Genomic DNA, 21,117 nt, shown 5'->3' with positions numbered 1-21,117 from the left:
TATCCACGTTCAGTGCTCTATATACCCAGCCGCTACCCACTTAAATATAAACAGTAGTGCTTATCCGAATAGCATTATTCATATGTAAGGCGTTTTTTTATGGCTAAAATAGCACTTCGGTTTTGGATAATGACTACTTTTGTATACAACGCCTGCTAATATTCCTGACTATACTTAATCCTTGTGGCTAGCGCTAATCAAGCATCATCTAAATGACATCTTGGCTAGTTAACTTATATGGTATTAAGCGCCAACGGCTAGACGCGACTTCGCGCGGGTAGACACTCAAAAGCAACAAATGGATTTGGTGGCTACGGAGGGATTATGGCATCTTGGATTACGGCTTATGAGGCGGGGCAGTGGGCCGATTATGAATTAGCACTACTGTTAATTACAGTCTCTATTCTACTTTGTTGGTTACTGCTTTGTCGGTTTAAACCACAGAGGATAATAGGCTGGACATTTGCAGTGCTGAGCTGTGTCGTACTCAGTGGCCTATGTTTAACGAGCCGTGTCGATGCATTGCAATTGAATTCGTTGCTGACTAAAGGGCAGAATATAGAAGTGCTTAATGGCAATTATCGCTACGGTGAGTACCACTTCCCTCATAACTCGGCGCATGGAGTGGACTTTCGTGAAATTTACATTGGCCAGCGTATGCTAAAGCTTTACCACGGCGGATACTTAGAGCACCGCCGCTGTTATCGAGACTTTTATAACAGTAATCATTTTGCCGATAATGTGGAGCTACGCTTATACATCCATTGGTACGAACATAAGCTGGTGCATAAGAGCACTACAGTAAAGTTCAAAACACCCTGCATTTTGAAAATCGAGCAGCGCGAGATCAGTTAATCGGTATTAAATTATTGCAGTATTGTCACGGTATAAGCTTGAACTTCTCTGAGTTAGTTATTTATTTAGTTGGTTGGTGATGTCTGCGCCTCATTTACGTGCAGAGTTCACCTTGTCACCGGTTTCAATGACCCTTCAAAATCTTTTGCATTTAGCTACGCCCGCCCTAATCCGCTGCGCAATTCTTATCATTAACAGCAATATTTATCTGGCCAAATAATAGCCTTCCGCCTTCTTTTATGGCAATAGCGTTACTATATCTGCTACAACAAATACTTAACAACCATCAAGGGTCTTAGAATGCGTCATAGTGTTAAGTACCGCTTAATATTTTTGTTTTGTGCCGTTATTGTGTATTCAGCGGGTTTTTATTGGCTGCCAGAATCAATGGCAACTCCCGCTGAACGCTGGCGAACGATTATCGGTTCGATTGGCTATTTTGCGTTACTGCCGGTGATTTATGGTTACTGCATTATCTATATTGGCCAGCAACATTGGTGGAAGATGCTGCTTGTATTCAGTCTGAGTAGTTTGATGGCACGATTTAGCTTTCCTGCCGAGCTTGCTCGCTATTTCGAGTTCATTAGTTGGATCCGCTATCCGATTATTGTGGTGCTATTGATGCTGCAAGTAACGCTAATATACCGGGTAGTTAAGTCTTTATGGCAAGGGCGAAAATTACCTGGAGATCCGCGGCTGCATATCCATGATGGCGTGCAAGGCAAAGCCCTATCAGAAAAAGCGCTGCAAGCTCATGGCGTGGCAATGACATTAGCGATGGAAGTGGTTAACTGGTTTTACGCGTTAAATCATCTATCTAGGCAGCACCCGCCAGCACTGTGCAAACTGCAACTTTGGTCAGCTTCGCGTTGGCATTACTTGTTAGTTAACCTCGCCATATTGTCGGCTACGGTATTGAGTTATTGGCTGTTGGCATCGTGGAGTGTGATTGCCGCCGTTTTAGTCTCGAGTTTTATTGGTTACTGTTTAGTGATGGCGCGAGCGAACTATCGTCTTGCTCGCTATTACAGTGTCTACTTACATCAGCAATATTTGGTGATTAACGCTGGAGTCTGGGGCTTTATTATGTTGCCGTTAATTGACATCGAGGCCATCAATATTGGTCAGTACAGTCGCAGTAAGTTATTAAATGATGATGGGGCGAAAGCAAAAACTGAGCAGGTGCACTTAGGCCGTGGTGATAGCTATGTTCAGATAAAATTAAAAGTTCCACAGCGCTATTATGGCGCGATGAGTGTGTTACCTGAAGACATACAGCAGCTGTATTTACATGTTGATCAGCCTGCAGCGCTAACGCAACTCGTCAGCGTAGCACAAGCGGCTTAGCCACCTCTCAGTCTGTATTGATATTTGAACAGACCAATACAGCAAGATTGCTACTGTATTGGTCTGATGTAGAATTATGCTTTAACTAATTTTTCTAGATCGGCTGGGCGGTAGTAAACGGATTTGAGTACCTTGCCTTGGCGAACGACTTTACCTGCCATCTCTACGTCTTTAGCGCACTTGGCAATGATAAAGTCACCCTTGGCGCTCCCCACAATCTCAACCCCTTGCTTGGCGTAAAATGCGATGGTCTCAGCAAGCTCTTGCTCGTTACGGCACACCTTGCTCATATTGCTTGAGTGCACTTCATCCCAGCAAGTGACAAAGTCGATTTCACGGTTTTTAGCCACGTGCAGTAGCAGGTCAATCATGTAACTGATTTCTAGCCTATCCTTGACTTGGGTTGCACCTAAATGCACTAAACGACCCATCAACACATAAATAGAATCGACGATGGCATCGGCTTGTTCAACACGGCTATCGGCTTCAGCAAGCTCGGTTAGCTCTTCTATCGCAAGCGAGCTGTGCAGCGTATCGGCTTTATCATCCAGAGTGGTGATGTCCTCAATCGGCAGATCGAAAGTTGCGCGAAACTCTCGAATATCACGATATAAGTGATCGTACAGTGGTTGATCTAAAGCGGATAATTTCATCGGTATGTGCCTTTACTGCTAAATAAAATGAAGAGCCGCCATATTAATGAAATGAGCCTGTAAAGGAAAGTCTCACCGCTTAAATACAGCGCTCTGGTTTCGCGTTAACGGTATGGTTAAATGTTATATGAGGATGTTTAACCACAGCAAAAATCATTTATTCAATATCAGGTTAATTTACCTGCTAGGTGATCCACAATGTCAGCTTGGATCTGATTAATTAAGTTTTGGCTAGCTTGATGCGTAAGATCGAGTTCATTCCAGCCATCTGTACCCATGATAGAAAATTGAGAACAAGTGATAACTTGCCCTTGCAGAATCTCCCCTTCGAGTTTAACTATTCCGGCTTTGCTGTTTAACCGGCTAATGCTAAATCTGCTCATAGTGACCCCCATGGCTATTTTTTTCTAAATTACGCTTACCTAGCTAAACGTTCAATAAGTTTGCATAATTGTTGCGATTTTAACCAGGTGTTTGCCTGCTATGAATTTTTATCATTGGCAGAGCATTGCCTAGAAGATGTTCTTTATTTGCATTGTTAATCACTATTTCGCGGGTTAGTTGAATATCTAGGCTTTTTCTCTATAGGCATCAGGCTGATTCTGTATCAGAGGTAAAGTTTCAGGCTAGACGCTGTTGTTAACTTTATGTAAGGATGTTGCTCCGGCCTATCGCTCATATCTATCACTTCTTGGTGATTTGTTGGTTGCAAAGGCAAGCTGCTATCGCTTGGCAGTTACAAATTTGCGCCGTTACAGATTAGCTGTTGCGAGAGTGGAACAGATTGTATGGGTAAGAATAATAAGAGGATGCTTCATGAGCTCAAATAATGATCTTCAACAGTCTGAGTCTGTGACGATTGACCCTTTAGAAGATGGTCAACATAGCGATCCTACACTACTCGATGCGCTACTCCCGATAATCGCTTTAGTCATGATGCTCACTGCAGCCGTTTATCTGTTCTCGTCCGACAGTTCGTATGGTGCCAATCAAATCGCGTTGATTATGGCTGGCTGCGTCGGCTTACTTATCGGCTGGAAAAATGGTTACTCATGGGCAGAAATGGAGCAGGGGATTGTCCGCAGTATCGGTGTCGCAACGGGCGCTATCTTAATCTTATTCACGGTAGGCTCTTTGATTGGTACTTGGGTGCTGGCAGGCACGGTGCCCACCATGATCTATTACGGTATGTTAGTGCTCAACCCTGAGTACTTTTATGCCGCTTGTTGCTTACTATGTGCTGTGGTCGCTATTAGTATTGGTAGCTCGTGGACGGTTGCGGGTACCTTAGGTATTGCCTTAGTCGGCGTGGCTTCTGCTATGGGGCTTAATGTGGAAATTACCGCCGGTGCTATTATCAGTGGCGCTTATTTTGGCGATAAGATGTCGCCAATGTCAGATACCACAAATTTAGCTCCCGCCGTCGCTGGTACCGATATTTTTAGCCATATCAGGCACATGATATGGACAACCGCTCCAAGTATCATAATCGCTATGATTGGCTTTTTAATCTTAGGCTTTAACACTGAAGTGGGAGTCGATAATAATAACTTTGAAACAACCTTATCGCTGATTGATACCCAATTTAATCCAGGTATTCACTTGCTATTGCCGCTACTGGTGGTGTTGATCTTGGCTTGGAAAAAAATTCCCGCTTTTCCAACTGTGATCATCGGTACTATTGCCGGTGCAGTATGCGCGGCACTGTTTCAGTTTGATAATGTGGTCAAGTTTGCCGATGATGCCAGCCTAACGCCTGTAGTTGCACTGGTGAAAGGAATTTGGGTTGCAATGTTTAATGGCTACACTGCGAGTACAGGTGATGAGGTGTTAGATAATCTTCTTAGCCGCGGTGGTATGAGCACCATGATGAATACCGTCTGGTTAATTCTATGCGCCATGACCTTTGGCGGCATTATGGAGGTGACGGGGTTGCTCAAGCGAATATTAAAAAGTATTTTAGGCTTGGTTAAATCCAGTGGCAGCTTAATTTTAACGACGCTTGCCAGTGGTATCGGCGCCAACTTGATTACTGCCGATCAGTTTATTGCCATCGTGCTACCTGGACGCATGCTTAAAGTGGAATACGCTAAGCGCGGCTTAGCCCCTGTTAATCTAAGTCGTGCGCTAGAAGACTCAGCCACGATTACCAGTCCGCTTATTCCGTGGAACACTTGCGGCGCCTACATGGCCAGTACTCTAGGGGTGGCAACGGTGGCATATCTGCCTTATGCCTTCTTTAACTTAGTCTGCCCGTTGATTAGTGCAGCCTATGCTAAATACGATTTTAAAATCGAGCGTTTACCTGAGGCTGAAGTGCCGCAGGCACAAGAGGCCGTTGCTTAGGCAGGCGTAAGACAATCATAAGATAAAAAAGCCTTGTCGGTTAGGAGTCGACAAGGCACTTGGCGTAGCTATTAATCGAATTATTAATAAGCCAAGTTTCACCATGGAGAGGTGAAAATCATTTTAGGACCTAGGACCTAGGACCTAGAACCTAGAACCTAGAGCACTCGCATACTCCTTTCGAGGACGCTTCGCGGCTAGAACGGACTTCGTCCTGCTATACAGTCAAAAGACGGCATAAATGCCGACCTACAAAAGACTTTGATGGCGGCAGTTCTAACTTTTTCCTACAGTTTCGGCTTTTATCGTCTTGGCCTGTTCCGTCTCAGCTCCTATCGGCAGTATCGTCTTCGTTAGGACCTAGGACCTAGGACCTAGAACCTAAAGCCTACAACTAACGCTTCGCGTATTTTGCCGTTAGCTTTTCAAGGTACGGCTGCACCTCTTTGTCACCCCAATCAAGATAACCACGCAAGAAACCAATAAGGTTGCCTGAACCGTCAAATACATAAGTGGCTGGCACCACGTCGGCAGGCATAATTTGGTCGATGGTTTTCTTGGGATCTAACCAGGTTTGATAGTGGCCAAGTTCATGACGTTCTAAAAAGGCCTGCACCTTGTCACTTTCTTCATCAATAGAGATAGGCACTACCACCAAGTCATTATTTTTGTTCACTTGACGGATATTTTCCATCTGTGGAATTTCTTTAATACAAGGTGCACACCATGTTGCCCACAGGTTCACTAACACTAGCTTACCTTTATATTGCTTGAGGCTGATCTGCTCGCCTTTGGTGTCGGTAAACATCACCTCAGGTACTGAACGCGCCGACTGCATTTCAATAAAACGCGACATAATCAGCGGCTTTTCGATGGCCTTGCCAGTGTTATAAACCTTGGTTGAGGCGACTTGAGCTTGTGCTGGTATGAGCAAGGATGAGAAAACCAATAAGCAGCTCAGTAAATGTGTTTTATTCATAGGTGTTAGCCTTAATATTTTGAGGTTTACGTTGTTCGCGGATCCAAATCGCCGCGAAGGCGATAATGCCGAATAGCAGAATTAATGGTCCGAACCAAAGCACAGCTGTCGCGGCTGAAAGGCTCGGTTGGTAACGAATTTTTTCACCATAGCGCTGCACTAAAAAATCAATAATGGTCTGCTTAGACTCACCTTGCTCGAGCATCAAAAAAATCTGTCCTTTCAGCTCACTGGCAATCGGTGCCCCTGAGTCAAATAGATTCTGGTTTACTGACATTGGGCAGCGCAGTTCGTGGGCGATTTCAAATCCTAAATCGCGAATTTGGTCTTGGGTGTAATGGATTTTGTCGCTAGCGGCTTGGGCTGTAACGCTGATGCATAATAAGATGGCAAAACCTGCCAGTAAGCGTGTTAGTGTTGCTGTGTAAGCTTTGCTCATGCTAATTCTCCAGCTTTACAAGCCGTTGCTGTATATGGCGCATTAGCAGTTTGTGTACGTCGTTGACGCAGTTGGTATAAAGCTGATATCGCTGCCATCGCGCCGCCGAGCATCATCATCAGGCCGCCAATCCAGATCCAGCAAGCTAACGGTTTATGGCTTATGCGCACTAAGTATTCTGTTTCACTCAGCTGCTGGCCGCTCGATACATACAGGTCGCGCACTAGATTGCGCATAATACCTGCTTGAGTTGTCTCCATGGCGTTAGTCTTAAAGGTCTGGCGCTGCGGTGTAATGTAACCAACAAAGTTGTCATCGCTATCTGTGACGCGAATATTAGCTTGAATCGCGGTATAGCTTTTGGCGTCGACATCAACCGTATCTTCATACACAAAGGTGTATCCAGCCACGACTTTACCTAGCCCAGGTCCCATTCTTAATAGCTCTTGGGTTTCAAAGTTAGATACCGCAGTTGCACCAATAATCGTGACGGCGACACCTAAGTGCGCAACCATCATCGCCGATTTTTTAGCTATTACAGCCGCGCCTTGTTGGCGCAAGTTAAAGATTAAGTAGCCTAATGTCAGCACCACCCAGCTTGCCGCGGTGGCACCAAGCCAAACCCAAGGGTTAAAGCCATCGCGAGTTTGCACCGCAACCAGTACACCGCTCACCGCAGCGACAGCAAATAACCCCAATAACGGGTACAAGCGATTTGATGATTGCTGCTGCCACTTAATCAATGGCGCAGCGCCCATCAGTAGTACGGCGATGAAGGTTAGTGGCACAAAGATACTATTAAAATAAGGTGCGCCGACCGACAGCGTGCCTAAATTAAGTAGCTCAAATAACAGTGGATAGAAGGTGCCAAGTAGTACTGAAATAGCTGCGACCACCAATACGATATTGCCTAGTAGCATCACAGTATCGCGTGATAGTAGCGCAAACTCAGATTTCGACTTAATCAAGTTAGCTTTTAAGGCAAATAACGTTAGCGCGCCACAAACAAATACCCCAAGTAAAAACAGAATCGACATGCCGCGAGTCGGATCTGATGCAAAAGCATGCACCGATTGCACTATGCCTGAGCGCACCAAGAAGGTGCCTAATAAGCTCAGTGAGAAAGCGAGTAAACACAGTAATAAGGTGGCAATCTTAAAGCTGCCACGTTGCTGACTGAGTACTACGCTGTGCAGCAAGGCTGTGGCTACAAGCCAAGGAATGAACGAGGCGTTTTCTACCGGATCCCAGAACCACCATCCACCCCAGCCCAGCTCGTTATAAGCCCACCAAGAACCAAAGGCATTGCCGCCGGTTAAAAATACCCATGCCATAAGCGCCCAAGGGCGCAGGTAACTCGCATGCTGCTGAGTAAATTGACCGCCAAGCAGTGCGGCAATAGCAGCAGCAAAAGTGACGGTTAACCCCACGTAACCTAAAAACAGCATAGGTGGATGGAAGATAAGCCCTATGTCTTGCAAGATGGGGTTAAGGTCGCGGCCTTCTATAGGGAAGTTAGGAAGCAAGCGGGCAAAAGGGTTAGAGGTGAACAGCATGAATAAGTTAAAGCCGGCAATCACAAACGCTAATATGGCAATCATGCGACCAATAAAGAGTGGGTCTTGATAGCGCGATGAGAACACGATTAAGCAAGCCCAAATAGCAATCGAGACGACCCAAAATAGCATTGAGCCTTCATGGCTTCCCCATACCGCAGCGACCTTATATAAGGTCGCGAGTTGGGTATTAGAGTGGTTAGCAACATAGGCAACTGAGAAGTCATTAACTAAAAACGAAATCAATAAGCATAATATAGAAGCACTAATCGTTATCGTCATTAATGCCGTCAGTGTTTTTACATAACTAAATAAATAATTATTTTTAGTATGCGAAGCATAGAGCGGAATAAACGCAAGTAACACAGCGGTTACTGTGCTAATGATAAGGAAAATAAGTCCTAGCTCTGGGATCATCTTATTTGCTTCTCTATTTATGAACTTCTATTACTTCAAACGCTATGTATAAAGTCATTGTTTGAAAATTAGGTTTTTATCTATCATTTAAAGCTGCGCTTAGCCTTTTATATAAACCGATTTTTCTAGCAGTAATTAATGCTCAACAACGTACTGCAATTTAGCTACGCCTGTTTTACGCCAATAATCGCAAGGGTAGGTTATATTAGCGAAGTGTTTTGTGACCTCTCTAGCCTTTATGGTAACCCATCTTTCTGGTGATATTTTTTCACGTCTAAATGCGCTTTTTTTAGATCTTTTTAGATGTCAAAAAATGCTATTACAAATGAAAAACACGCTCGGTTAATTTGCTTAAGATGCTGTATTTAATCTATTTTCACTGGTTTTTTACTATCTGTGTTTTTCTAGGTCTCATTTCTTGGTATGGCGCATATTTTTCGCAAAAAAGATGTGGAAAATAGTGTCAACTCAATTGTGCAGTTGTTCAGTTAACAAGAGAGTGACTTAGTTGAATGATGATGAAAATACTATAACTAGATATATCTAGGAGTGATGATGAAAAGTTGGAAACTTAAAGCAGCCGCAAGCGTGCTGTTTTGTTTCGGCGCAATAGGTAACGCTAGTGCTGCTGGTGATAAGTACAATAGCATCCCAGAAATGGGTGCGTCTGCTAAAAATGCAATCGCAAACTATGCTGGTACAGAAGAAAGAACAGGTGTTAAATCACTGCACGATTATATTGTTCAAGAAGATGAGTTATTTGATTTCTTATTTCAAAACCATCCAATGTTCAAGTATCAAGAAGAAGGTAACTTAATTGGTGATTACCATATTAGTGACCGTGGTGAAGAGTATTTAGATACTGGCGGAAGTCAGGCCTATAGTAAGCGGGTGGGTCGTCCAAGTGCGGTTCAGTACCGCCTAGGCGCTAAATCAACATTAGATTTCCCAAACAACTTCGTTGGTCCAGAGAAGTGTGGTGAGTGTCACGCGACTCAGTATGAAAAATGGCAACGTTCGCGTCACGCAAACGTGATTCGTTTCCCAAGCGAAATTACCGATAAAGAAGTACCAAATGGTGATTTGAATGCAAAACTTTATGGTAGTGATGCATCAATGCTGCCAGACGGTGTTCGTGCTGACGATGTGTATGCCATTATTGGTACGCCACGTACTAAGTACGGCTTCATGGATAGTTGGTTAGTACGTGGTACGTACCATATTCGTGATGGTTTGCTATCAGAAGGCACAGGTAAGATGGTCGCTGGTGGTAACCAGTTCTCTCGTGGTTGGGCTGAATGGCTAACGCCAGAAATGGCTAAGAAAATTAATAAAGCTATCCCTGAGTTCCCAGTAACGCTAGAAGAGTTTGGTTCATCGGGTTCGCATCAGTGGGGTATGACTTCATACGGTGCTAAGTACGAAAAAGAGATGCTATTCCAACCGGGTAGCTCTTACTGTGAAATGTGCCACACCTACAAATTTGACTTCCAAAACCAGCAAGAGTTCTTTGATGCACTTGGCGATGCTAAGAAGCTGCAAGAGCACACTATTTCTAAAGGTATTGCTTGTGAAGAGTGTCATGGCGCAGGCGGTCACTTAGATGGCGGTACTGGCGGCATGCAGTCTAACTGTGAGCGTTGTCATCAGCGTTTCTTCTTTGTTGACGCATTAGCGGATACAGAGCAAGCACAAGAGAAAATGGAATACGCGTTTGGCGTATACATGAAGTCTGCTTGTCCATCTTGTGGTACTGAAGGTTCGCAAATGTTTGCTTCTTCTCACTACGAGAAAGGCATGCGTTGTACAACGTGTCACGATCCACACGAAGTAACAGACGGTGACTTCCTATCAGGTTTCTCTACGCCAAAGCTGAAGAAAGACTGTGTTGACTGTCACGAAGCGCAAGCAACGATTGCAGACAACACTGATACTCACAGCAAGCAAACTTGTCAAAGCTGTCACATGCCAAACATGGGTAGCTGTGAAAACTTCGCTGCGATTCAGTTCCCAGATAATGCAGGTTTTGACGCGGTTCGTCGTTCACACATGTGGAAGATTGATATCGACCCAGAGCGTAAGACACTTAACCCACCTGAAGGTCAACCACGTGATTCAAGCGTGAAAGGCTGGACTGTGGCTAAGAACGAAGAAGGTCACAACTACTTAGACTTAATGTGGTCATGTGCTCGTACCGCGATTTCTGACAAAGACGTAGTGGATAACAAGGGTTGTCATAGCCCGTTCCAGTCTGAGCTAGAAACAGGCCTACATTACAACGACCAGATGGAAATCTACGGCGAAGTAATGAAGATGCAAACTCCGGTTAAAGAGGTGTACGCACAAGTTGAGCAAGCGCTTGAACGCATCGATACGCTACTAGAAGTGACTAAGTTGTCTACTGCAGACAAGACTGAAGTGCTAATGCTAGCTGAGAAAGCGCAAGAAACTATTGACCTAATTAAGAAAGATGGTTCATGGGGTGTGCACGGCTTCCGTTACAGCAGTAAGCGTCTAGACGCAGCACTGACTTATGTTACCCAAGCTCAAAACATTCTTGACGGTGTTGGTTACAGCGCTAAATAAATGTAATTGAGTTAATACCGACCTCAACCTAGGCGTGCTTAGGTTGAGGTAACAAAGAGAGAAATTATGAATAGAGTACTGGGAAGTGTCGTTTTCACCGTCTTGTTATCAATGCTATCAGCGGGCAGTTATGCCGGTGGTGGTCAAGAGATGGGCCCTGCTAAATATTATGAGGATCCGCTACAAACGATCACCATGATGGAAGCACAAACCTTAGTGGGCAAAGAGGGAGTTTACTTCTTTGATGTCAACACCTTGGAATTATGGGCAGAAGGATTCATTCCAGGCGCTGTTTATTTCAACGTAAAAAATTGGAAAGACTTGCTGCCCAAAAACAAAGATGCACTCATGGTTTTCTACTGTGCAAACCGTCTTTGTAATGCCAGTGAAATTGCTGCTCGACATGTGATGAAGCTGGGTTACACCCAGGTACTTCAGATGCCAGATGGAATATATGGCTGGCGTTTAGCTAATCGAGTAACAGAAAAGCCATAACGGATTATGTAAATTTATTTTTTAGTGAGATTGATTATATGAAAAAGCTTAAAAAAAGTGTCTTGGCCGTTGTGTCTTGTCTAACCCTATCAGTATCTATGTCGTGTTTTGCTAATAGCGATTTGACCACTGACGTTGAAAAGGAATCGTACAGCATAGGCGCGTCATTTGGTCACCATATCTCTAGTCAGGTATATGGCCAAGCTCAGTTAGGTGCAGAAGTTGATATGGGGCAAGTGGTTAACGGTTTACTCGATGCTTTGAAAGATGAGACAAAAATGTCTAAAGAGGAAATTGTGACTTACCTAAATCAACGTGCTGAAACGCTGAATGCGGCCAAGCAAGTCAAGTTAGATGCACTGACTGCTAAGAACTTAGCAGCGGGTGAATCTTTCATGGCTGAAAACGCTAAAAACAGCGATGTTAAGCAAACAGAATCAGGTCTGCAATATGAAGTGATCACCATGGGTGACGGCGCAATGCCACAAGGCAATGACGTGGTAACCGTGCACTACAAAGGCACTCTGATTGATGGCACTGAGTTTGACAGTACTTATGATCGTGACGAACCGAACCGTTTCTCTTTAGTTACCGTTATTGAAGGCTGGCAAGAAGCGCTTGCACTTATGCCTCAAGGGTCAAAATTTAAGTTAGCAATCCCCCCTGCACTTGCTTACGGCGACCGTGTTGTTGGCATGATCCAACCTCATTCTACTTTGGTATTTGAAGTTGAATTGGTCAAAGTTGAAGCGCCTGGTGAAGGCGCTCATGGCATGGGTCTTAGTGGCATGGGTATGGGTGGCATGATGGGCGGCTCAATGGGCGCCAATCCACACAACTAAATTTGATATTAATTATTGATGTAGAGCCAAAATGAATACTGTACTGATAAGTATCTCAATTATTTTATTCTGTTCGACAGCGTTCCTTTTTTGTCACCATTTAAGGTACGACAAAAAAATCTGCGAACTGGAATCAGATGTTGGGCACTTTTTTGGCTCTACGATTAACTTCGACTCAGTTGAGGTTAATCAAAACAATAATTATTACTTTGTAACCATTGGTTTATTTCTTATTAGTGTTTCAGCTTTACTTTATTTAACAGTTGGCAGTTATCAGAATTTGGACTCAGCCAAGGTTGATTACAATATTGATTATTTGCTCGTTGCAGATATTAACAAAGGCCAGAAACTCGCAATAGAAAACCCCGGTGAACCACTAGTGCTATTAGGGCTAGCCCAGTCATATGTTGACGGAGGCTTATACAACGATGCGCTAGGAACCTTAGACCAACTATTGGCGATAGACGCCGAAAACACTGAAGCGTTAGGGCTTAAAGCAACGTCTATGTACTACCGCGATGACCGCGTTATCAACATGGACACTTCTTTAGTGATCGCGAGGGCGCTAACTCTGCATCACCAAGAATTACATACCCGATTATTAATGGCTAATGATGCTTACCTTAACGGTAATTATCAAAAGGCGATTGATAACTGGAATATTGTTTTAACCAATAAAGTGCAAGCGTTTAATCATGGTGCAATTCAATTCGCCATCGACAAGTCTAAGGGCAAATTAACGCAAGTTAAATCCTAGTGGTTAATAACCCCAAATAAACGTACTAGCAAAAATATTAAATATAAAAATTACGTGTCGGTGTTAAACCGATAATCGGAGGATGCTGTGAGTGAAAATCTAGAGAGGCGGAGGTTCCTGAAAGGTCTAGGAGCTAGCTCTTTGATATTGGCACCGCTAGGGTGTAGCTCGGTCAAAGACAAGGAAGATACCAACAAGCCTCACTACGTTATGGTTTTCGACCAAAACAAATGTGTTGGTTGTGGTGAGTGTAAGGATGCTTGTAACAAGGCTAACCACTTACCAGAAGGTAAATCACGCCTGTTAATGGAAGAGCAATCAAGTGCGGTTGAAGGTCAACCTTGTCCACATTGTGGCAAAACGGGTGACTGTGGTTGTCAGCGCAAGTTTGTGCGTGTTTCATGTCAGCAATGTAAGAACGCTCCTTGTGTAACAGTTTGCCCAACTGGCGCTGCACATCGCGATGAGAAGACTGGCATTGTTACCATGGACGCGTCTAAATGTGCCGGCTGTAAGTACTGTATTGGTGCTTGCCCGTATGACGCACGTTTTATCAACAAAGAAACTGACGTAGCCGATAACTGTGACTTCTGTCTAAACAGCAAACTTGCCATTGGCGAGCTACCTGCTTGTGTGCAGCAGTGCCGTTACGATGCGTTGATTTTTGGTGATGCAAACGACCCAACTTCATATGTGAGTAAGTTATTAGCAGTGAAGGACTCGGTACGCATTAAGCCGGGCTTCGGTACTGAACCTAGCTTGCGCTACATCCCTATTGTGAAGTTAGGAGTATAGTCATGGACGGTAATATTGAATTTACCATGGGCCTGTCACAAGGCATCGCTTGGCCTTGGCCAATTGCGGTTTACCTGTTCTTTGCTGGTATCTCTGGCGGCGCACTATCGGTTGCTCTGTTCATTCGTTTCTACAAAAAACAAACTGAAAACACGCCTTTCTTAAAGGCGGCGTCTTTGGTTTCGTTAGTCACGATTGCACTAGGTATGCTATGTCTGGTTTTAGACTTAACCAATCCGCTGTTCTTCTGGCGAATCTTGGTGTTCTACAACCTAAACTCAGTGATGTCAGTAGGTGTTATTGCACTATCTGCCTATATTCCGTTAGTCGCGTTAGTGACCTTGTTTGCGATGGAAGAAGAGATCAAAGCATTTAAGCCTTTGAACTTCTTACTACCAATCATCGACAAGTTACGCGGTATTCGCGCACCATCTGAAAAGCTAGTCCTGGTACTTGCTATGTCAGTGTGTGCTTACACGGGTTTCTTGATCTCTGCACTAATCCGTTTCCCAATTATCAATACTTCAGTATTGCCAGCGCTATTTGTTGCATCAGGCCTTTCTGCGGGTGCCGCTGCTGCCAAAATGATTGCAGTATCAGTATTCAAAGAAGACTTACACAGCAAAGACATGCACACATTACATGGCTTTGAATGGCCAGTTATGGCGGCTGAAGCTCTGTTCCTATTCATGATTATCATGTCTTTAGCTACCGGTAATGAAGGTGCACAAGCTGCATTTGCTGGTTTCCATACTGGCGTGTGGGCTAACGTGTTCTGGATTGGTGTTGTGGGTATCGGTTTTGTGGGTCCTCTATTGCTTAACTTCGCCACAGGTAAGGCCTTTAGCCATTCAGCTAAAGCGTTTTACATGTCTGGCATGTGTGCAGTAGTAGGCATGATGTGTCTGCGTATGTTTGTTATTTACGCCGGCCAGCTAAATGCCATTTAGTCTAATGAATTCGATAGCCGTTTAAGTTTCCCCGACTTAACCTGTGCCTCGATTTTATAGACGAAAGTGAGTAGCGAGTTTGCGGTCACTGACTCTTCAGTGCGCTTGAGCTTAGCCTTTAGTGCTGAGCTTAGCGCGGGAGTGAGTGACCCCTAACTCAATACAAATAATGTTAGTCGTAGTGGTTGTGGTAAAGAAGCCGCAAGTCTTTGAGCGCTTTCCCTATGGGTGCTTAGTGATCTATTCGCTTCATTATTACAGCCATAAATTAGACTAGCTGTGAGTAAGCTAGCCCTTTGGTGTCGCCCCTGCAAGGCAATTGAAGGGCTAGCCTGAAAGCACAGTGATTTGGAATTATCATGAAAAAGTTAATCTGTTTACTATTTCTTTTACCGTTTTTGAGTGCGTGTAGCGAAAGCAGCGCAGATGCCAAGCAATATACGGCCGAGGCCATCCATGAGCATGACCGCTGCCATCTGTGCGGCATGATGATCACCAAGTATCCAGGCCCTAAAGGTCAGGTTCACCTTAAGGGACAAACTGTTGTACCTAAGTTTTGCTCGACTCGTGACATGTTTAACTTTGCACTGCAACCGGAGAACAAACGTCAAATTGAAGCGCTATTTGTGCATGATGTAGGGGCAACCGATTGGGAACACCCAACAGATGACGCCTTTATCGATGGCAAAACCGCTTGGTATGTTTATGGCACCAGTAAAAAAGCCGTGATGGGGCCTGCTGTGGCCAGTTTTAAAAACCAAGACGATGCGGTTAAGTTTGCCCAAGAGTTTGGCGGCGCCGTTCTGCCTTATGAAAAGATTGATATTGAGCTGCTCGCTGGCGAATAACGAATCTTAACTTGTATTCATTAGGTTTTAAGGTGAGTGAGTGCTTACCTTTTGTTGAAATTATCTATGAAAAATGTCAGCTGCAGCAAAAAGTTGAGCCAGGTATTAAATCGATTACAGGTTACAGTCAAGGTAGCTTGTCTGTGTTTTGTGTTCAGCCCTGCGAGTTTCGCAGCCACGTATGTGGTGGCCAATGCAGAGATGCTTACTCAGCAGCTAGAAAGTGTCGCTGCGGGCGACACGGTTTTACTTAAAGCGGGCACTTATCTTGGCCGGTTTGCAGTCCATCAGCCAATCACCTTAACTGGTGAGAAGGGCGCGATTATTGATGCTGAGGGGCGTGGCAGCGCGATCACAATTTTTAGCTCAAATGTCACTATTTCAAGCGTGCAAATTCAACATTGGGGCGGCGATCTTTATGAGCGCGACTCTGGTATTTTATTGCAAGATAACGCCAACCATGTACGCATTGAGTCAAACCGGCTCAGTGGTGATGGCTTTGGTGTCTATTCAGAAAACGCCAGCCATATCACCGTGGCTCACAATGTTATTACTGGTAACCCTGAGCTATATAAACTCGACCGAGGCGATGGTGTCTATCTTAAAGGGTTTGATGCATCAGTGGTGCATAATAATGAGATCGCCAATGTGAGAGACGGTGTGTATCTCGAAACTAGCACCAATAGCTTAGTGTTCGATAATCGCTTCCACTCTGCGCAGTATGGTATTCACTACATGTATACCAAGCACGATGAAGCCTATGGTAACGCGGCTGACAACGTCGATGGTGGTTACGCCATTATGAGCTCCGAATTCGTAAGTCTGCATAATAATCAATCTTCTAACACCCTAGACTTTGGTGTACTGCTTAACATAAGTAAGCACTGCAACATCAGTAACAACCGTATTTCACTCGCCCATAATCCTCAAGGAACCGCCGAGCTAGGCAACGAGGGCAAGGGTATTTTTATCTACGGCGCTCGTGATAACCAAGTCACTCATAACCTTTTTTCAACCAGTGACATTGGCATCTATATGGCCATGGGCGGTGAGGGCAACCAGGTTTACGGCAATCAGTTTGTTAATAACCAAATTCAAGTGAAATATGTAGGTGACTCGCTTTTAGAATGGAGCCATCAGGGCAAAGGAAATTACTGGAGCGGCTATATGGGCTGGGATGCTAACCATGACGGTATAGGAGACAAGTCATACCGTCCAAATGACAGTCTAGATAAGCTTTTTTGGCTCTATCCAGAGGCACGGTTTTTAATGAATAGTCCTGTTGTTGCAGTGCTGCGTTGGGTGCAAGAGCAATTTGACGTTGGCACCGCGACTGGCATTGTCGACAGTTTCCCCTTACTTAGCTTCCCAGCGCAAAGTTCCTCAACGCAAAGCCTAGGCGATGAGTACCACTTCAATAAGGTATCGATGTAATGAGTATTGCTACGCCAAATGACAGATTTAAAGATGGCTGCAACATTGAGAATCAGATGTCTGAACTGCCGATAAAGTTAATCGATGTTAGCCTCAAATATAATGATTTTACCGCACTAGATAAGGTTAGTTTTGAGGTGCATGCCGGGCAGACGATGGCATTGCTTGGCCATAATGGGGCGGGTAAATCGAGCATAATTAAGATTATATTGGGCCTGATTGCGCCGACCTCGGGCATTGCTAAAGTCATGGGGCAATGCGCAGCGTCAAGCAAAGGTAAGCACAAGATCAATCTTGGCTATCTTCCTGAAGATGTTAGCTTCTACGACAAGCTCACAGGTCTTGAGGTACTCAGTTATTTTGCGGCGTTAAAGGGGAGCGGTAAAACACGTATCGACTCGCTCATTGAGGAATTTGGGCTCGAATATGCCCAGCATCGACAACTAAAGACCTACTCAAAAGGCATGAAGCAACGTCTTGGTGTGGCGCAGGCTATTTTATCAGAGCCGAAGATTTTACTGCTTGATGAGCCAACCGTCGGACTCGATCCACAGGCATCGCAGTTCCTCTATGGCAAGATTCATCAACTTAAACAGGCAGGCTGCGCCGTGGTGATCTCGACCCACGAGCTATCTCTGGTGGAGTCTCATCTGGATCGGGCTTTGATTATGGCCAAAGGTAAGCGGGTCGCATTAGGCACCTGTAGTGAGCTGAGCCGCGGCAGTACATTAAAAACCAGCATCAAGTTTACAGAGCTCAGCGAAAGAGTTAAGTCCAATGCCTTTCTACAGCAATTTTATCAAGATGGCGTGCTGCAGTTTCAAGCTGATAGTAAAGCTGACATCGTTAAACACTTAGTCTCTCAATGCCAAATATTTGATTTTGAAATCAAAGAGCCACGGCTGGAAGATATCTACCACGATTTAATGGGGCAGGCCTTAGGCTCCCCAGTAGGGCAGTCATAAAATGCAGATGAATAGACTTAAATCCCCGATTTTGATTATTGCCTATAAAGAGATCTGCGATAGTTCACGCAATCGGTGGTTAACCTTTATGGGCAGTATATTTCTACTGCTTTCCTTAAGCGTCAGCTTCGCCGGTAGTGCAGTGACGGGCAGCCTATATTTGCCCGAGCTTGATAGCCTAATGAGTAGTCTCGCGACCATCTCAGTCTTTATCATTCCCTTAGCGGCAATTTTACTGTGTTACGACAGCTTCGTGGGTGAGGAAGAATCTGGCACCTTGCTATTGCTGCTATCCTATCCGTTAACGCGGATGCAAATTTTATTTGGTAAGTTACTCGGTCATGTGACGGTCATGTTTGTTGCCACTGGCACCGCCTTTGGTTTAACCGCAATACTACTCATGCTGCTAGGCGAGCATTACAATAAAGGCCAGCTCATTAGTGCTTTTGTACAGTTTTTGATTAGTAGTAATCTGCTCGCGCTAACCTTTATTTTAATCAGTTATATCGTCAGCCTTAAAAGCACCGAGAAAGCCAAGGCGATTGGCGGTTTACTGCTTATCTGGTTTTTGTTTGTGCTTATCTACGACCTGTTGCTATTAACGATATTGGTATCGGATTTCTCTTTCGCCAATCAGTATGTCATCAACGCCTTGATCGCCATGAGTCCCACTGACCTTTATCGCGCAATTAACTTAGTTGCGATTGATGGAGGCAGTGCCAGCGGCAGTTTAGCCATGATAGCGACTACAGATTGGGGCTTGCCGGGAATGTATGGATTAATGCTGCTGTGGATTTTATCGCTGACGGCTATTTCTCATCAAATATTTAAGCGTAAGCCACTTTAGGCGTTTTAAGCTCTAGGGAAAATGGCAAGCGGAGGGGGAAAACGTGTATTACTAAAGAGGTAATATTATTAAGTTCTAAATTTGTGAACACTAGCGATAATTACCCCACTTACCTAGACTGTTTTGAGCCAATAATCACATTCTGCTTAATTACTTAGTTGTAGAATTTGTAACGATGATAAATTTGTAAAAATCAATTACGTATATAAGTAGTAGAGGTTAATTGTGTTGAAAATCACTCCTTATTTGGAGTTAGATACCGAAGCTAACCAGTTAGTAGACCATGTGAGTGGGACCAATGTCAGTTTGACCTTTTCTGAGTCAGCTGTACTACACCGTCTTTTACTGTCTTCAAACCCTGTTTGCTCAAAAGAAGAGTTACTTAGCGCCGGCTGGCCCGATCGTGTAGTGGCCGTGACTTCTTTAACTCAATGCATTAGTACTTTGCGTAAAAAGCTTGATGGTTATCGTGAAGTTCAGTTAAAAACCATTGCTCGGCGCGGATATCAGCTGCATATCTCGACCCAATCCCATGTGAAAATGTTGGCGGTCAATGACGCAGAGTCGATGCGCGCTGCATTTTTTGACGTCTCTCTTTTAGTCAAAGTTTCCGGCGTCGTTATTATCTTGCTGCTTATTGTGCTCGCTTGGTATTTTAGCGATTACCATAAGGTTAAGCAGAATTTATCTCGCTGGAATAGCGATAGTCAATTTGAGCTAAAAGTAGGTGGCTTAAAAGGCAGTGCTCAACTGCTTTATAAAGACGATGCCCCGCATTTGCACCCGTTCATGTGGGAGAAACATCTAGAACCCGATACTAACTTCTTAACTTGCCATGAAGATTTTAATGCCTTTGCTGCAACGGATGGTGACAATTACTCTATCGCATTATGTCCGGGTAATGATAAAGAACAGTGCGCTGGTAAAGGCTTAATTAACTTAACGTCAGTGGATTCAGAGCCTGCAAAGCTTAATCTACAAGAGTTTGTTGACCTATCGAGTGCCATGGAGCAGCGCATCCGTTACAACCGCGTGATGCTACCAGAAAGCACCGATACCAGTGGTGCGCTGCTTGAGCATAACTATCAAGCCGATGTGTATTTTCCGGTGAAAGATGAGTTACTTATTCGCGCCGATATTAATATGTCACTGATCTATGATTCAGCTGATACGGGGGAATTCCACTCATCGACCTGTATTACCGACCAAGACTGTTTAACCACGCCGATTAAATACAAGGTGCGTGGTCAGTTTACCCAATACTCGGGCATGATTGATGGCCTTGAGGCCGATATCTTTCAGGTAAAAGTTGAGCAGAAAGACTTAGTGGGTCCAGATAAGCTCAATGACTCGGCGGTGCGTTTTTATCGCGATTTGAGAAAACGCGATATTAAGGATAAAGAGCTGTATTACATTCGAATTCATCAGGATCACAAAACGGCGGTTTGGATTATCCCGCTGTTTGGGCAGGTTACGGCTTGGTACCATTATGAGAGGTTCGATATCTAACTTGATATCGAGGTCAAGTTTGGTGAGGCATCAGGCTGCGCCTGACTTATAAGTTAGACTGCGTCTAACAGTTACTAGCAATCAAGCTGCGCTTGATAAAGGTCGTGGCGCTTCGCTCCACATTAGGGGCATCAGGCTGCGCCTGACCAAAGTCGTGAGCTTCCAGCTCACACTCGGGCAAAAGGGGGACAACAGCTTCCCCCTCTTGCATCTCCCGAGCCGCCCCGACGAAGTTACATGCATTAGATACGGGCCTCATACTCCAATAAAAATCGCCTAACGGCTCAGATGGGACATCCATGTCCCGCCGAGCCTGAACCATCATCCATGATGGCTCCATGGCATTTTCATCTGCGTATTTCGGCAACTTCGATGGGGAGTGGTGTTTTCTGTGAGTTCAGTATTACATCAAGCTCATCATCAAATTAGTGGCTCTAAAAGCACATTATGCTGCATGGATAATGTCCAGCACGTTTTGTTGTTATCTTTTAAAACAA

20 protein-coding genes are annotated in these 21,117 nt (G+C 44.5%); 14 read left to right on the top strand and 6 right to left on the bottom strand.

From position 1 onward, the window contains the following. The first annotated feature begins 324 nt into the window (after positions 1–324). Both ACVBIL_RS13610 and ACVBIL_RS13605 read left to right on the top strand, forming a co-directional pair. Positions 325–855, top strand: a complete 531-nt coding sequence (locus tag ACVBIL_RS13610; protein ID WP_447167508.1) for a hypothetical protein — start codon at positions 325–327, stop codon at positions 853–855. A gap of 300 nt (positions 856–1,155) precedes the next feature. Further along, positions 1,156–2,202, top strand: a complete 1,047-nt coding sequence (locus tag ACVBIL_RS13605) for a hypothetical protein (protein ID WP_447167507.1) — start codon at positions 1,156–1,158, stop codon at positions 2,200–2,202. A gap of 74 nt (positions 2,203–2,276) precedes the next feature. Here the strand turns inward: ACVBIL_RS13605 and ACVBIL_RS13600 are convergent, their stop codons facing one another. Further along, positions 2,277–2,855 (bottom strand): nucleoside triphosphate pyrophosphohydrolase family protein, encoded by a 579-nt coding sequence (locus tag ACVBIL_RS13600; RefSeq protein ID WP_447167506.1) that lies wholly within the window; start codon positions 2,853–2,855, stop codon positions 2,277–2,279. Positions 2,856–3,022: 167 nt separating this feature from the next. Then, positions 3,023–3,238, bottom strand: coding sequence for a hypothetical protein (locus tag ACVBIL_RS13595; RefSeq protein WP_447167505.1), 216 nt, complete (start codon positions 3,236–3,238; stop codon positions 3,023–3,025). Between the two features lie 433 nt (positions 3,239–3,671). On the opposite strand from ACVBIL_RS13595, the gene nhaC reads away from it, so the two are divergent. Next, positions 3,672–5,201: a Na+/H+ antiporter NhaC gene (gene nhaC / locus ACVBIL_RS13590; protein ID WP_447167504.1), complete on the top strand. Its 1,530-nt coding sequence runs from the start codon at positions 3,672–3,674 to the stop codon at positions 5,199–5,201. A 394-nt stretch (positions 5,202–5,595) separates the two neighbouring features. Here the strand turns inward: nhaC and ACVBIL_RS13585 are convergent, their stop codons facing one another. From ACVBIL_RS13585 to ACVBIL_RS13575, 3 genes are read right to left on the bottom strand one after another with little or no spacing between them, the layout of a single operon-like run. Further along, positions 5,596–6,180, bottom strand: coding sequence for a TlpA family protein disulfide reductase (locus ACVBIL_RS13585; protein WP_447167503.1), 585 nt, complete (start codon positions 6,178–6,180; stop codon positions 5,596–5,598). Further along, a complete protein-coding gene (locus ACVBIL_RS13580; protein ID WP_447167502.1) occupies positions 6,173–6,619 on the bottom strand; it encodes a cytochrome c-type biogenesis protein in 447 nt (148 codons plus the stop codon). The genes ACVBIL_RS13585 and ACVBIL_RS13580 overlap by 8 nt, the downstream gene beginning before the upstream one ends. Then, positions 6,616–8,592 carry a heme lyase CcmF/NrfE family subunit gene (locus ACVBIL_RS13575; RefSeq protein WP_447167501.1) on the bottom strand — a complete coding sequence of 659 codons (1,977 nt, stop codon included), beginning with the start codon at positions 8,590–8,592 and terminating at the stop codon, positions 6,616–6,618. The genes ACVBIL_RS13580 and ACVBIL_RS13575 overlap by 4 nt, the downstream gene beginning before the upstream one ends. A gap of 555 nt (positions 8,593–9,147) precedes the next feature. Between ACVBIL_RS13575 and ACVBIL_RS13570 the strand changes: the two genes are divergently transcribed. From ACVBIL_RS13570 to ACVBIL_RS13520, 11 genes are all read left to right on the top strand, one after another. Next, complete coding sequence (locus ACVBIL_RS13570; RefSeq protein WP_447167500.1) at positions 9,148–11,178, top strand: multiheme c-type cytochrome; 2,031 nt, start codon at positions 9,148–9,150, stop codon at positions 11,176–11,178. Between the two features lie 66 nt (positions 11,179–11,244). Continuing rightward, complete coding sequence (locus tag ACVBIL_RS13565) at positions 11,245–11,673, top strand: rhodanese-like domain-containing protein (protein ID WP_447167499.1); 429 nt, start codon at positions 11,245–11,247, stop codon at positions 11,671–11,673. A gap of 38 nt (positions 11,674–11,711) precedes the next feature. After that, the gene (locus ACVBIL_RS13560; protein ID WP_447167498.1) at positions 11,712–12,515 is read left to right on the top strand and encodes an FKBP-type peptidyl-prolyl cis-trans isomerase; all 804 of its coding nucleotides are present in this window, start codon (positions 11,712–11,714) and stop codon (positions 12,513–12,515) included. Positions 12,516–12,546: 31 nt separating this feature from the next. Then, positions 12,547–13,272, top strand: a complete 726-nt coding sequence (locus ACVBIL_RS13555; protein ID WP_447167497.1) for a tetratricopeptide repeat protein — start codon at positions 12,547–12,549, stop codon at positions 13,270–13,272. An 87-nt stretch (positions 13,273–13,359) separates the two neighbouring features. Further along, entirely contained in the window at positions 13,360–14,067 is a 708-nt protein-coding gene (locus ACVBIL_RS13550) for a 4Fe-4S dicluster domain-containing protein (RefSeq protein WP_447167496.1), read from the top strand. 2 nt (positions 14,068–14,069) lie between these two features. Further along, positions 14,070–15,017 (top strand): NrfD/PsrC family molybdoenzyme membrane anchor subunit, encoded by a 948-nt coding sequence (gene nrfD / locus ACVBIL_RS13545; protein WP_447167495.1) that lies wholly within the window; start codon positions 14,070–14,072, stop codon positions 15,015–15,017. Positions 15,018–15,376: 359 nt separating this feature from the next. Next, positions 15,377–15,865, top strand: a complete 489-nt coding sequence (locus ACVBIL_RS13540; RefSeq protein WP_447167494.1) for a nitrous oxide reductase accessory protein NosL — start codon at positions 15,377–15,379, stop codon at positions 15,863–15,865. A 54-nt stretch (positions 15,866–15,919) separates the two neighbouring features. Continuing rightward, positions 15,920–17,299 carry a nitrous oxide reductase family maturation protein NosD gene (nosD, locus tag ACVBIL_RS13535; RefSeq protein ID WP_447167510.1) on the top strand — a complete coding sequence of 460 codons (1,380 nt, stop codon included), beginning with the start codon at positions 15,920–15,922 and terminating at the stop codon, positions 17,297–17,299. Then, positions 17,299–18,264 carry an ABC transporter ATP-binding protein gene (locus ACVBIL_RS13530; RefSeq protein ID WP_447167493.1) on the top strand — a complete coding sequence of 322 codons (966 nt, stop codon included), beginning with the start codon at positions 17,299–17,301 and terminating at the stop codon, positions 18,262–18,264. Before nosD ends, ACVBIL_RS13530 begins: the two co-directional genes overlap by 1 nt. A gap of 1 nt (position 18,265) precedes the next feature. After that, positions 18,266–19,111: an ABC transporter permease gene (locus ACVBIL_RS13525; RefSeq protein WP_447167492.1), complete on the top strand. Its 846-nt coding sequence runs from the start codon at positions 18,266–18,268 to the stop codon at positions 19,109–19,111. Between the two features lie 225 nt (positions 19,112–19,336). Then, a complete protein-coding gene (locus ACVBIL_RS13520; protein WP_447167491.1) occupies positions 19,337–20,620 on the top strand; it encodes a winged helix-turn-helix domain-containing protein in 1,284 nt (427 codons plus the stop codon). 64 nt (positions 20,621–20,684) lie between these two features. Here ACVBIL_RS13520 and ACVBIL_RS13515 read toward each other — a convergent pair whose 3' ends face one another. Then, positions 20,685–20,960, bottom strand: a complete 276-nt coding sequence (locus ACVBIL_RS13515) for a hypothetical protein (RefSeq protein WP_447167490.1) — start codon at positions 20,958–20,960, stop codon at positions 20,685–20,687. Positions 20,961–21,117: the final 157 nt, after the last annotated feature.

This window comes from Shewanella sp. 125m-7, from assembly GCF_052977045.1.
The sequence above is the reverse complement of the archived record's forward strand: the minus strand, read 5'-3'. Positions and strand labels throughout refer to the sequence as shown.

What these genes read in the sequence shown, in the direction of transcription:
- ACVBIL_RS13610 (WP_447167508.1), top strand. Translation starts at nt 325, where the DNA reads ATGGCATCTTGGATTACGGCTTATGAGGCGGGGCAGTGGGCCGATTAT.
- ACVBIL_RS13605 (WP_447167507.1), top strand. Translation starts at nt 1,156, where the DNA reads ATGCGTCATAGTGTTAAGTACCGCTTAATATTTTTGTTTTGTGCCGTT.
- ACVBIL_RS13600 (WP_447167506.1), bottom strand. Translation starts at nt 2,855, where the DNA reads ATGAAATTATCCGCTTTAGATCAACCACTGTACGATCACTTATATCGT.
- ACVBIL_RS13595 (WP_447167505.1), bottom strand. Translation starts at nt 3,238, where the DNA reads ATGAGCAGATTTAGCATTAGCCGGTTAAACAGCAAAGCCGGAATAGTT.
- nhaC (WP_447167504.1), top strand. Translation starts at nt 3,672, where the DNA reads ATGAGCTCAAATAATGATCTTCAACAGTCTGAGTCTGTGACGATTGAC.
- ACVBIL_RS13585 (WP_447167503.1), bottom strand. Translation starts at nt 6,180, where the DNA reads ATGAATAAAACACATTTACTGAGCTGCTTATTGGTTTTCTCATCCTTG.
- ACVBIL_RS13580 (WP_447167502.1), bottom strand. Translation starts at nt 6,619, where the DNA reads ATGAGCAAAGCTTACACAGCAACACTAACACGCTTACTGGCAGGTTTT.
- ACVBIL_RS13575 (WP_447167501.1), bottom strand. Translation starts at nt 8,592, where the DNA reads ATGATCCCAGAGCTAGGACTTATTTTCCTTATCATTAGCACAGTAACC.
- ACVBIL_RS13570 (WP_447167500.1), top strand. Translation starts at nt 9,148, where the DNA reads ATGAAAAGTTGGAAACTTAAAGCAGCCGCAAGCGTGCTGTTTTGTTTC.
- ACVBIL_RS13565 (WP_447167499.1), top strand. Translation starts at nt 11,245, where the DNA reads ATGAATAGAGTACTGGGAAGTGTCGTTTTCACCGTCTTGTTATCAATG.
- ACVBIL_RS13560 (WP_447167498.1), top strand. Translation starts at nt 11,712, where the DNA reads ATGAAAAAGCTTAAAAAAAGTGTCTTGGCCGTTGTGTCTTGTCTAACC.
- ACVBIL_RS13555 (WP_447167497.1), top strand. Translation starts at nt 12,547, where the DNA reads ATGAATACTGTACTGATAAGTATCTCAATTATTTTATTCTGTTCGACA.
- nrfD (WP_447167495.1), top strand. Translation starts at nt 14,070, where the DNA reads ATGGACGGTAATATTGAATTTACCATGGGCCTGTCACAAGGCATCGCT.
- ACVBIL_RS13540 (WP_447167494.1), top strand. Translation starts at nt 15,377, where the DNA reads ATGAAAAAGTTAATCTGTTTACTATTTCTTTTACCGTTTTTGAGTGCG.
- ACVBIL_RS13530 (WP_447167493.1), top strand. Translation starts at nt 17,299, where the DNA reads ATGAGTATTGCTACGCCAAATGACAGATTTAAAGATGGCTGCAACATT.
- ACVBIL_RS13525 (WP_447167492.1), top strand. Translation starts at nt 18,266, where the DNA reads ATGCAGATGAATAGACTTAAATCCCCGATTTTGATTATTGCCTATAAA.
- ACVBIL_RS13515 (WP_447167490.1), bottom strand. Translation starts at nt 20,960, where the DNA reads ATGGAGCCATCATGGATGATGGTTCAGGCTCGGCGGGACATGGATGTC.